Genomic DNA, 12,330 nt, shown 5'->3' on the forward strand with positions numbered 1-12,330 from the left:
TTCAACCCGCCAGCTTGCTGAGCATGCGGGCGGCTTCGTCGCCGACCTTCTCGTCGGGGTCGTCCAGCAATTCCAACAGCAGTTGCTGGGCTGAATAGTCATCGCCCATGTCCAGGAATGCGCGCACCAGCTTGAAACGCTGCTCGGCGCTGGCCTGCGCGGGCGGCTCGGACAGGTTTGCAGCGGTCACCACCGGCGCTGGCGCTGGGGCCGGCGCTTCCTGCGCCTTGTTGGATGCCTCGGCCGGCGGCGTCACCGTGTCCTGCACCGCCGATGGTGCAGGCTCGGAAGAAGCAGGCTCGGTCTTCACCCAGCCGGAATGCCAGGCGGGCGCATCCATTCGTGGCGGGGCCGGCGGCACGCTGGCCAGGTCGATGACGGTCGTCACCGTATTGGCAGCACCGGCGTCCTGCGTCTCCACGGCCGGAGCATCCGCCATGTCGGAATCCAGCACCTGTGCTTCCTCGGGCCTTCCGGCAGACACCATGCTGGCCGCCAGCGCCTCGCTGTCGAACACCCTGCGTCGCGGCGGCGGCGCCTGCCGGTTGCGGCGCGCCAGCACCCACGCCAACAGTGCAAGCGCCGCAAAGCCGGCGCCACCCCAGACATAGGGCATGGCCCCGTGCTGCGTGGGCGCATCGGCGGGCGCCTGCGCGGCTGGCGTGGACGGCTTGGTGGCGGCGGCCGCCTGCGGCGCCTTCCCCTGCGCGGCGGCCTTGTTCGCCTCCGCCAATCGCTGCTGGGCAGCGGCCAGCTCGCTGTCCTTCATCGAGATCAGCTGCTGCTGGTCTTCCTTCAGCTTTTCCAGCGCGGCGACCCGCGCCTTCAATTCACCGATCTCGGCGGACTTGGTCGCGATGTCTTCATCACGTTGACGCAATTGCTGTTGCAGCATGCTGCCCTCGCCGCCGGCGCTGGTGCCGGATTTGGTTCCTGCCGCTTTGCCCGGTGCCGATGGCGGCACGATTTGCAGCCGTGCGTCTTCGCGCCGCACCGGTTTGGCCGCAGCCGTGGCGTTGGCCTGTGCTGCCGTTGCCGCCGGCGCTTCGGGCACGGGCTTGCGTGCTGCTGGCCGCTGCGGCGCCGCAGGTGTTTGCGCAGCGCCTGCCGGTTTGGTTGCCGCTTGCTGGGCCGACGCAGCCGGCATGGCCGCAGGCTGGCTGACGGCGCGGCGCGCCTGCCGCCACTGCTGCATCTGCTGGCGCACGACTTGTGCCGCTTCATCGGCATCGATCTGCGCGATCTGATCGCGCTCCGGCACGCGCAACACCGCCCCGCGGCGCAGCTGATTGACGTCATCGCCCAGGAACGCATCGGGATTGGCGCGCAGCAGCGCGAGCATGGATTGGTCGAGGCTGAACGCCTTGCCCAGGCCCAGCTTGCCGGTGATTGCCGACAAGGTTTCACCGCGCTTCACCGGGCCATATTGCCGGGCCGTATCGGCAGCCGCTGCAGGCACTGGCGCGACAACGGGAGCCGGCGATGGCGGCGCAGCAGGCTGCTGCATCGGGAACGGGCGGATCTCGGTGCCCGCTGCCGGCGCTTCCGCAGCCGGTGTCGCCAACACCGGCTGCGCTGCGATCGGCGCCGCCGCAGCCTCGACCGCTGCTGGCGGCGCCTGCACAGGTGCAACCGCAGGCGCGGGCTCGGCGCGCCGGATCAGGTTCGGGGCGGGTGCCTGTGGTGCCTGGATCGCCGGCAGCAGCGGCGAATTCACTTCATTCGGCACGTCAACCAGCGCCGAATATTCACGCACCAGCCGCCCTTGGCCCCAGTCCACTTCGATCAGGAAATTGAGCACGGCCTGATCGACCGGCTTCAGCGTGGTGACGCGAATCACCGGACGCCCCTTGGCATCCTTGCCCAGGCTGAATTGCAGGTCGGCGGCGATGCCGCTGGGCGGCGACAAGCCGACCCGGCGGAACGTGTCCGGGGACGCCAGCCGCGCCTTCAGCTCGGCCAGCTCGCCGGGCGTGGTGGAGACGATCGGAATTTCCGCCAGCAGCGGCTGGTTGCGCCGCGACTTGACCTCGATTTGGCCCAGGCCCAAGGCCCAGGCATTGCCGGCCGCCAGCAATAACGCCGCCACCACCGCCGTCCGCAATGTCCTGATCACGTGCACTCCATCCCCGCCCTAGGCGCTGCGACTCTAGCCGCCTGCGGCCTTCGGCGGCAAGCCTTCGGCCACCAGCAGCTCGGCGATCTGCACCGCGTTGAGCGCCGCGCCCTTGCGGATGTTGTCCGCCACCACCCACAAATTGAGCGCGCGTGGATGTGAAAAATCCTCGCGGATGCGCCCCACGAACACCGCATCCTTGCCCGACGCATGGGTCACCGGCGTGGGGTAACCACCCGCTGCGTGCGCGTCCACCACCTCGACGCCCGGCGCCTTGCCCAGCAGTTCGCGCGCCTGCTCCACGGTGATCTTTTCCCGGGTCTCGATGTTGACGGCCTCCGAATGACCGTAGAACACGGGCACGCGTACCGCGGTCGGATTCACCAGAATGCTCGAGTCCTCCAGGATTTTCCGGGTCTCCCACACCAGCTTCATTTCTTCCCTGGTGTAGCCGTTGGGCTGGAACTCGTCGATATGCGGGATCAGGTTGAACGCGATCTGCACCGGGAACTTGGTCGGATGGATGTCCTGGAAGCTGAGCAGCTCGGCGGTCTGCTTGCCCAGCTCCTCCATCGCACTGCGACCGCCACCCGACACCGACTGGTAGGTCGCCACGTTGATCCGCTCAATGCCGTACGCCTTGTGGATCGGCGCCAGCACCGGCATCAGCTGCATGGTCGAGCAGTTGGGATTGGCGATGATCCCGCGCGGGCGGTTCCGGGCGGCGTGCGGATTGACCTCCGACACCACCAGCGGCACGTCGTCGTCGTAGCGGAAGGTGGAGGAGTTGTCGATCACCACCGCACCGGCGGCGGCGAATTTCGGCGCGTATTCCTTCGACACCGAACCGCCAGCGGAGAACAGCGCGATATCGATTGACGACGGGTCGAACGTCGCCAGATCGTGCACCAGCAGTTCGTTGTCGCCGAACGCCACCTTGCCGCCAGCCGACCGCGCGCTGGCCAGCGCGACCACCGCGCTGGCGGGGAACTTGCGCTCGGCGAGGATCGACAGCATCGTCTCGCCCACCGCGCCGGTCGCGCCGACCACGGCCACCTTGTACTGATTGCTCATTGTTGCCTGCCTCGAAATATTGGATGCGGCGCATCACGGCGCCTGCGGGGAAGGATTTCCTGCGTGTCCCGCTGCGGCGTGCCGCTGCCCGTGGGGGCGAAGCTGGCGGCGCGCCGCTATCGTTTGGTATCGATGGTGTTCATGCCCGGAATGCGCGGACCGATCTCGCCGACGTCGCCGCACTGGGCGCGATGGCGCAGCGCCTGGTCCATCAGCACCAGCGCCAGCATCGCCTCGCAAATAGGGGTAGCGCGGATGCCGACGCAGGGATCGTGGCGGCCGGTGGTGACCACGTCCACCACGTTGCCGTCCACGTCCAGCCCTTGCACCGGCAAACGCAGGCTGGAGGTCGGCTTGAACGCCACCGACACGGACATCTGCTGCCCGGTGGAAATGCCGCCGAGGATGCCGCCGGCATGGTTGGACAGGAAGCCGTCCGGCGTCATCACGTCGCGATGGTGGCTGCCCTTCTGCGAGACCGACGCGAAGCCGTCGCCGATCTCCACGCCCTTGACCGCGTTGATCGACATCATCGCCGCCGCCAGTTCGCCGTCGAGCTTGCCGTAGATCGGCTCGCCCCAGCCCGGCGGCACGCCGTCGGCCACAGCCATGACCTTCGCGCCGACCGAATCGCCGGACTTGCGCAGCGCGTCCATGTAGCTTTCCAGCTCGGCCACCTGCTCCGCGCAGGGCCAGAAGAACGGATTGCCTTCGACCGCGCCCCAGTCGTGCGCACGCGGCTCGACATCGCCGATCTGGGTCATGCAGCCGCGCACGGTGACGCCACGCTGGGCCAGCCACTTCTTGGCGATGACCGCGGCGGCCACGCGCATCGTGGTTTCGCGCGCGCTGCTGCGCCCGCCGCCGCGCGGATCGCGGATGCCGTACTTCTGCCAGTAACTGTAGTCGGCATGGCCGGGGCGGAACTGCGCGGCGATCTTCGCGTAGTCCTTGCTGCGCTGGTCGGTGTTGCGGATCAGCAGCGCGATCGGCGTGCCGGTCGTCACGCCTTCATGCACGCCGGACAGGATCTCGACCTCGTCCGCCTCGTGCCGCGCCGAGGTATGCCGGGTCTTGCCGGTGGCGCGCCGCGAAAGATCGTGGGCGAAGTCTTCCGGCGCGATGGCGATGCCGGGCGGGCAGCCGTCAAGGACGCAGCCGATGGCCGGCCCGTGCGATTCGCCGAAGGTGGTGACGCGCAGCAGGTGGCCGAAGGTGTTCATCGAATCAGAACAGCCCCGCCGGCGGCGCGCCCGGTTCGCGCTCCGCAGCCAGCTCCGAGATGCGCGCGTTGTGCTCGATCAAATCGGCGCACTCGGCCACGAAGATGCCCATCTGCCCGACCTTGAACTCCACCCAGGCCAGCGGCAGTTCCGGCAGCAGTTCGACCAGCGCGCGTTCGGATTCACCGACTTCGCAGATCAGCAGGCCGTCTTCGGTGAGGTGCAGCGGGGCGTCGCGGAGGATCTTCAGGGCGAGGTCCAGGCCGTCGTCGCCGGCGCGCAGGCCGAGTTCCGGCTCGTGCGCGTATTCGCGCGGCAGGGCGTCGGTTTCGTCGTTGGTGACGTAGGGCGGGTTGGTGACGATCAGGTCGTAGCGCTCGCCGGCCAGGCCGGAGAACAGGTCGGACTTCAGGAAGCGCACGTTCTCCACGTGCAGGCGCTTTTCGTTCTCGCGCGACAGCGCCAGCGCGTCGTCGCTGATGTCCACGCCATCGACGTGCCAGTCCGGGTTGTAATGCGCCATCGCAATCGCAATACAGCCGGAGCCGGTGCACAGGTCCAGCGCGCGGCGCACGTCGCGGTCGCCCAGCCAGGGCTGGAAGCCGGCTTCGATCAGCTCGGCGATGGGCGAGCGCGGCACCAGCGCGCGCGGATCGGACTTGAAGCTCAGGCCGGCGAACCACGCCTCGCCGGTCAGGTAGCAGGCGGGGATGCGCTCCTCGATGCGGCGCAGGAACAGGCCCAGCACGTCTTCCTTCTCGGCCTCGGTGACGCGGGCGTTGCCGTAGGCGGGCGGCAGGTCGTGCGGCAGGTGCAGGGCGTGCAGGGTGAGCTGGGTGGCTTCGTCCAGCGCGTTGTCGTAGCTGTGCCCGAACGTCAGCCCGGCCGCATTGAAGCGGCTGGCGCCGTAGCGGATCAGGTCGATGATGGTCTGCAGTTCCTGGGACATGGCGGCAACACGCGGGCAAGGCCGCAAAGTATAGCGATGGTGCGCGGGTATCATGGCGAACCGCCCTTGTTCCAGACGGTCATGGCCAAACGCACTACGCTTCTGCTGCTCATCGTTGTCCTGGCCGCCGGCCTGGGCCTGTGGACGGCACGCCGCCTGCAAGGCGCCCACCGGCCTACCCTGCCCGCGCCCACGGCGGTGACCCTGCTGCCCACCCCGCGCACGCTGCCGGCGTTCTCGCTGCAACAAGCCGGCGGCACGGCACTGACGCCAGGCACGCTGAAAGGCCACTGGACGGTGGTGTTCCTGGGCTTCACCCACTGCCCGGACGTCTGCCCCACCACCCTGGCGCTGCTGGCCGGCGCGCAGAAGCTGTGGGCCTCGATGCCGGAGGCCAGCCGCCCGCGCGTGCTGTTCGTCTCCGCCGACCCGGAGCGCGACACCCCGCAGATCGTGGCCCAGTACGCGCACGCCTTCCATCCCGACACGCTGGCCGCCACCGCGTCGGTGCCGCAGCTGGAAGCCTTCGCGCGGTCGCTGTCGCTGGTGTTCATGAAAGTGCCTAATAACAGCGGGCCCGGCGCCAGTGGCGATCCAGCCGACTACAGCATCGACCACAGCGCCGCGCTGGTGCTGCTGGACCCGCAGGCGCGCATGGCCGGCGTGGTGCAGCCGCCGTTCGACGTGAAGGGCATTGCCGCCGATCTCGAAACACTCACCCAAAGCACCCCTCCCCAGCCCTCCCCTGCTGCGCAAGGGAGGGAGTGAAAAGCATGAGCCCCGTCACCGCCCTCACCTATGTCCTGCCGCACCGCCTGCTGTCCGCGCTGGCGCGCCGGCTGGCCTATTCGACCAACCGCTCGCTGAAGCAATGGCTGATCGACGCCGTGACCCGCCGGTTCGGCGTGGACCTGTCCGAAGCGGCGGAATCCGACCCCGCCGCCTATCCCAGCTTCAATGCCTTCTTCACCCGCGCGCTGAAGCCCGGCGCACGCACGCCCGACGCCGACCCGAACGCGCTGCTGATGCCCGCCGATGGCCGCATCAGCCAGTGCGGCGACATCAAGGACGGCCGCATCTTCCAGGCCAAGGGCCAGGGCTTCACCGCCGCCGAACTGCTGGGCAGCGAGGCGGATGCCGCGCCGTTCCATGACGGCAGCTTCGCCACCGTGTACCTGTCGCCGCGCGACTACCACCGCGTGCACATGCCGTGGACCGGCACCCTGCGCGAAACCGTGCACGTGCCCGGCCGCCTGTTCTCGGTAGGCACCGACGCCGTGGCCAGCGTGCCGCGCCTGTTCGCCCGCAACGAGCGCCTGGTCTGCCACTTCGACACCGACTTCGGCCCCATGGTGCAGGTGATGGTGGGCGCGCTGCTGGTCTCCGGCGTGGAAACCGTGTGGGGCGGCGTGGAAATCCCCGCCTACGGCGACGCCATCACCCGCAAGGACTACCGCGGCCGCGGCATCACGCTGGAACGCTTCGCCGAGATGGCCCGCTTCAACTACGGCAGCACCGTCATCGTACTGCTGCCCAAGGACGCGGCCACGCTGGCCCCGGCGCTGCACGCGGAATCCCCGGTGCGGCTGGGGGAACGGCTGGCGCTGCGGGAGTGACGACGGCGTTCGGCTGATTCCCCTCCGGAAAGCACAAGGCCCGCAGAGATGCGGGCCTTGTGCGTTGTGGGAACCTAAAGATCAGGAAGTGAACCTGACCCCGTTACCGACCCCGTTACCGACCCCGTTACCCCGCCGTTACCCCGCCTGCTTTCATGCTCGACCTTGATTACGCAGCTGCACTTGCAAACAGGTCGTCAAGCTGCGGGTTGCTGGTGATCAGCAGCAGCTTCTTGATCGTGGCGGCCTGGTTGATTTCCAGGCGCGCGAAATGCTCGCCGCCGGCCGAAGACTGCTTGCGGATCAGCTGGATACGCCCGAACAACCCGCCGTGCTTTTCCGCAAACTTTGCCAGCCCGACGGCCTTCTCAAAGTTGTCACTCAAGCTAGGGTCGTGGGGTTCCAGAATGTCGATAGCAAATTCGCTGTCGACCTTCCGCACCACGACGAGATCCGGGAACATCGGGCGAACGTCGCCCCCGGTTTCATAGGGAATTTCCAGAGACCACGGCTTGCGGTCCAAGTTGCGCAACCAGCCGACCACTTCAGGCTTGACCAGTTCTTCCTTCAGCACCCCGGCTTCCCAGGTGCCCAATTCCGCGCGGAACTGGCCGTTGCCTTCCACATACAGGTGGCGCTCCCAGATGGGATCGGTAGGCAATCGCTTGAAGTCGATGGATGCTGGCAAATGCCATGACACTTCGTTGGGCTTGGCCGTCGCCAGCCGCAGCTTCTCGTAATTGACGCGCCGCTGCTCCTTGAGTTTGTAGATGGCCTTCTTGTGCTGGTCGTAAAGACCATCGAAGGCAGTCTCTGCTAACGATTCGAGAATAGCCATTTCTGCCGCGTTGCGAGCCAGAACGATTGCCTCGACCTTGACATCCAGCGCATCGCGATCCGCGTGGGCGCGCCAATACTCCATCTGCAAACCGTGACTGAAAGCACGTCCGGCCTCTTCGAACAGCCGATCAATGTCCACGTCCGAGGCATCAATGTGATAGTCCGCAGTCGGCTCAGCTACGCCAGTGCCGTTATTGACCGCCAAGGTCCGCAGGCCAACCTGCGTGATCGCTTTGGCCGCCGCATCGAACTGGCCTGCCGCCTTGATCACTGTTATGCGCTGCCCCATCCACTCGACAATCTGCTGCTTGGCCTGGCCCCAGCCTTCGTCATCAATCTCATCGATGGTCAGACTGCGTGAGATGGCCATATACCGGCGCAGCGGGCTTTGTGCCCGAGCGGCATTCACGCGGTAGGTGATCAATTCGTCAAGTGCCGCAAAGATGGGCTCGCAGCCTTCGCGCCGCTTGAGCACTACCAGATTGCGGCTGGAGCCCGTTTCGGCAGGCGGCACATCTTCCGCATTGTGCAGCGAGGCCACCACGCTTTCCACGGCCCCCGTATCGAAGTAGGGCAAAAACAGATGCACGTCATTGAGCGCAGCATCCTTTTCGATGCGCCGTGCCAGTGGCGTGCGCACCATTCGGCCCAGCAACTGGGCGATGTAGGTGTGGTCCTCCGCACGGCGGAACGACATCATCACCTCGGCGCGCGGGCAATCCCAGCCGGTGGACAGGCTGGTCTTGAAGAACACCACGCCGATGTTTTTGTCCGCGTCAATCCGCGAGGCTTCGACCTTGCGCACCCGGCGGCCGCCCACGTCCAGGTCGCCCGTGTCGTGCATCGCGTGGGCGACCTCGCCTTCGTTCAGGCGACGGCCAATGGCGCTCTCGATCACGGTCAGCGCTGCGCCAAGATCCGTCTTGGTCAGTTGCCGGTCTGAGCCATTTTCGACCTGAACCACCAAAACCGGCCAGATGGTTTGCTCTTTTTCGTCATGGCAATACGCGCCCCAGGCGACCGTCATCTGCCCCCAACGCCGAGCCGCTTCTTCCAAAAGCGCCATCTCAGCCGTGGTGGTGGCTTCAGGGTGATGAATCAGGATGCGGTCTTTCAGCAGGCCGGACTTGCGCACTTCCTCAGCCGGCACGGCCACCTTGTGCGTGGTCACGGTGTGTTCGGCATTGGCAATCAAATCCAGGAATCGTTTCGGCGTGGCAGACACCCCAATCACCATCGGCATCTTGACCAGGCCAACCTCGGGGTAGCCCAGCAAGAAGCGCTGCATCAAGGTCTGCGCAGCCTGCGCGCCTTTGCCAGAAGTCATGCCGCGGTGCGCTTCGTCGATCACCACGTAGAAGCGGTCGGGAATAGCGCGCGCGGTGTTGGTCAGCGTCTCCCAGATCAGATGCTGTCGTCCGTCGCCACGGTTGGTCAGCGGTTGATTGACGGCCAGCTTCTGCGTGTTGATGAAATAGATACGCCCGCCGTCCAGCCGGGGCGCGTCGAAATGTGCATCGATGGTGATGAGCTGGTTGACCCGATACACCTTGTCCGATTTGCTCTCAATCTTGAGCTTGGTCTGCTCGTTGAGCTCGGGCATGTCCGACACCCACAGGATCACGGCATCCGGTTGGGGCGCCCAGTCCAGCGGCCAGGCCAATTGGTCATCGGGCTCATCCAGGATGGCCTCGAACAGCGCCGTCATCATGATGGTCTTGCCGCTGCCCGTGGCCGCCGAGAAAGCCACCACGTGCTGATCGTCAGACGATACGCCTTGACGAGCTTTCACCAGCGCCTTGCGCAAATCGTTCAGCGCATCTTTCTGAAAATCGAACAGCGTGACCTTCATGCCCGCGCTCCCTGTGTACCAGCCTGACCGGCAGCGCGGTCCTGGTTCTTGTTGATCATGAAATTGAGCAGGTAATCGCGGTACAACTGCACTACAGCCAAGCTAGGGTTGGCCTTGCCCGCCACCTCGCGCACGTCCTGCGCCATGGTTTTGAAGGATTCGTCCGCGTCGGTGACGATGAACACCTGCGACAAGCCGGTGCGACCCTCCAGCGACTTCAGCAAACGGCCCATGCGGGTTTCATCCAGCAGCACCACGAAATTGCTGCCCTCCGGCGCAAACAGCACCGGCTCCGGCTCGCCGCGTTTCAGCTTGGGTCGCGGGCCTAACGCCCCAGCCTTCAGCCACAGCAAGGGCAAGATTTCGCGGAAGGCCCGGCGCAGCGACACGCGTTCGCGCTCCAGAAAATCCAGCTTGAAGTAGGCGAGATTGGCGGCAAAGCCCGCGCTCATCGGGCGCTTTTCTTCCTCCGGCACCAGGATCGGCCCGAGCAGTTCCACCACCTGCGCTTTCAACTGGTCGAACACGCGCGTGACGGGCGTGACGATGTAGACGTTGGTGATGTGATCTTGCCCGTCCAGTGACTCCAGCCAATCTTCTGCGGCCGCTGGGTCAAACAGCACGCTGGCCTTGTGGTCTTTGGAAACGATGAACCGACAAGGATCTTTCACCAGCGTTTGCGGCAGGCCATCGATCAGCCCCACCACCTGTTTCTTCTTGGGCAGTGTGTCGAGTTGAGCCGGATCGACAAAACCGATCTGCGTGAAGCTGCGCGCTTTCTCACGCTCCATGGTTTTGCCAGTCAGGTATTCGCCAGACAGTACCGAGCCATCGTCACGCCGACCAATGATGGTGTACTTGCTGCGCGGCCAGGTCACCGAACGGCAGATGCCTTGGGCTTCCCACTCTGCGTCGCCGGGTTGCAGGCCGCGGGCGCTCAAGGATGCGGCCTCCTCTGCGGAGACTTCGTTATTGGTGACCAGGATGCAGCGGCGTGACCCGCCATCGGTGGCGTTGAGCAGGTTGACGGCATTGAGCGTGGTGCCGCTGCCGGCAAAAAAGTCCACCGTCAAAGCCCTCGGTTTATCCTCAAGATAGAAGCGAAGCGTATCCCTCACGGCATACAGACTCTTAGGGAATGGAAAGCGGCGATCCGGAAGGATGTCACCAAGTAGCCGGGAGCCATATTGAGTGGCATCGTGACTGGCAATCCGCCACTGGCTGCCAGGTATGGCAAGCACAAAGCTGGCGTTAGCATCCTCAACCAATATAGAACCGTCTGCCGCGCGGCCAGCTTCTTGAAACTCCCCACGCTGAATCTTGGCGTATTCGCCGTCTTTCAGAATGTAAATTACAAAGCCACGTTTTTCGTTGCCGCCGACACGAACACGACCCTGTTTCATACGTTCGCGCAATGTATCTGGCGTCCACTGCCATCGACCTTCAGACCCATTTTTTCTCATTGGCAATATCGGAACCAACCCTTTGACCGACGGGGGCTTCGAATCATCTGCCGGTAGCGGATCCCCAACTTTCGCGACTGTTCTTAGCTGTGGGTCAACATAAATTGGATAGAAGCAACCTGGCGAATCGCTGCGTGAAGCACCGATGCCCGAACGCCGAAGTAAATCCCATCGGATATTTCCAGTGTGCGTTCGCCCTTTTCCTGAAACCCATTCACGAGCGAGGCGAATCCGACTTGGTGTCGCTTGCCCAAACATCACAACAAAGATGTACTCATCTGCCCGACCGAACCCACCAGCACGCGCAACTACTGCTGGGTTGATCATGGTGCTGATCATCTGAATTCGCGCTTCTGGAAATTCCTGCTCTAGCAACATTCCAAGGTGAAGATACTCTTTTTCGTCAATCGTGACGAACAGCACCCCGGACTCCGGCTTGAGCAAGCGCTTGGCCAGTTTCAGCCGCTTTTCCATGAAGGCCAGCCACTTGCTGTGCCGCCAGCCATCGTTGCCGTCCACGTAGTCATTGTTGTATTTCCAGTCGCGCGCGCCGGTGTTGTAAGGCGGGTCGATGTAGATGCAATCGACCTGACCGGCATACAGGTAATCCAGCAATTGCAGCGCGTGGTAGTTGTCGGCCTCGATCAGCGTGTGCCAGGGGGCGTCAAGCGGGCCGTTGGCCACGGCATCTACCGGCACCAGCGCGGGGAAGATCGGCTCGCCAAATTCACGCACCACCAGCAGTTCATCCACCATGAACTGCACCGGTTCTGCCGCAGCGCGGGTCGGTTCGCTGGGGTGTGCCTCGTTGCTGGGCTTGACGCAGGTGGCCACGCCCGCGTGGATGGACTTGATTTGCCACACATCTTTCAGCGCACCCTGACGGCGACACACCAGATCGCCCTTGCGTGGCTTGGCACCATGTAGTGGCAACAACTCGGGCAGGTGGTCTTCAAACACCAGGCCGAATTTCTTTTCCTTGGCGGCAATGGCCCACTCGGCGGCCAAGCGTTCGCGCAGGCGTGGATCGCTGATTTGCGCGATCAGGTCATGAATGGCAGACAAAAGCTCCCCCTTGTTGTTCGTTGGGCCGTGCCGGGTTCAATCCAGCACTGCCAGAAATTCGGTGGCCAGCCCTGTGGCCGAAATGAGTTAGGAATTATTGATGCGTGATTAATATGTCAGCCCCGCATGGGC

The 12,330-nt window shown here is 64.7% G+C and carries 8 protein-coding genes; 2 read left to right on the forward strand and 6 right to left on the reverse strand.

Annotated features, from left to right (window positions below; all coding sequences use genetic code 11):
• Position 1: 1 nt before the first annotated feature.
• From LIW09_RS08700 to prmB, 4 genes are all read right to left on the reverse strand, one after another.
• On the reverse strand, positions 2 to 2,116 hold the full coding sequence (locus LIW09_RS08700; RefSeq protein WP_256645258.1) for a type IV pilus assembly protein FimV: 2,115 nt from the start codon (positions 2,114 to 2,116) through the stop codon (positions 2 to 4).
• Between the two features lie 33 nt (positions 2,117 to 2,149).
• A complete protein-coding gene (locus LIW09_RS08705; RefSeq protein ID WP_256645259.1) occupies positions 2,150 to 3,190 on the reverse strand; it encodes an aspartate-semialdehyde dehydrogenase in 1,041 nt (346 codons plus the stop codon).
• A gap of 116 nt (positions 3,191 to 3,306) precedes the next feature.
• Positions 3,307 to 4,413, reverse strand: a complete 1,107-nt coding sequence (gene aroC / locus LIW09_RS08710) for a chorismate synthase (RefSeq protein WP_256645260.1) — start codon at positions 4,411 to 4,413, stop codon at positions 3,307 to 3,309.
• Positions 4,414 to 4,417: 4 nt separating this feature from the next.
• The gene (gene prmB, locus LIW09_RS08715; RefSeq protein WP_256645261.1) at positions 4,418 to 5,362 is read right to left on the reverse strand and encodes a 50S ribosomal protein L3 N(5)-glutamine methyltransferase; all 945 of its coding nucleotides are present in this window, start codon (positions 5,360 to 5,362) and stop codon (positions 4,418 to 4,420) included.
• Between the two features lie 81 nt (positions 5,363 to 5,443).
• Here prmB and LIW09_RS08720 point away from each other — a divergent pair, with 81 nt between their 5' ends.
• Both LIW09_RS08720 and asd read left to right on the forward strand, forming a co-directional pair.
• Positions 5,444 to 6,130 carry an SCO family protein gene (locus tag LIW09_RS08720; protein WP_256645262.1) on the forward strand — a complete coding sequence of 229 codons (687 nt, stop codon included), beginning with the start codon at positions 5,444 to 5,446 and terminating at the stop codon, positions 6,128 to 6,130.
• Positions 6,131 to 6,135: 5 nt separating this feature from the next.
• Entirely contained in the window at positions 6,136 to 6,978 is an 843-nt protein-coding gene (asd, locus tag LIW09_RS08725) for an archaetidylserine decarboxylase (RefSeq protein ID WP_256645263.1), read from the forward strand.
• Between the two features lie 169 nt (positions 6,979 to 7,147).
• Here the strand turns inward: asd and LIW09_RS08730 are convergent, their stop codons facing one another.
• Together LIW09_RS08730 and LIW09_RS08735 are read right to left on the reverse strand one after the other, a co-directional pair.
• Entirely contained in the window at positions 7,148 to 9,670 is a 2,523-nt protein-coding gene (locus tag LIW09_RS08730) for a DEAD/DEAH box helicase (RefSeq protein ID WP_256645264.1), read from the reverse strand.
• Positions 9,667 to 12,198: a site-specific DNA-methyltransferase gene (locus LIW09_RS08735; protein WP_256645265.1), complete on the reverse strand. Its 2,532-nt coding sequence runs from the start codon at positions 12,196 to 12,198 to the stop codon at positions 9,667 to 9,669. The genes LIW09_RS08730 and LIW09_RS08735 overlap by 4 nt, the downstream gene beginning before the upstream one ends.
• Between the last annotated feature and the right edge of the window lie 132 nt (positions 12,199 to 12,330).

The sequence above is a fragment of the Thermomonas paludicola genome (assembly GCF_024498955.1).
Classification (GTDB): domain Bacteria; phylum Pseudomonadota; class Gammaproteobacteria; order Xanthomonadales; family Xanthomonadaceae; genus Thermomonas; species Thermomonas paludicola.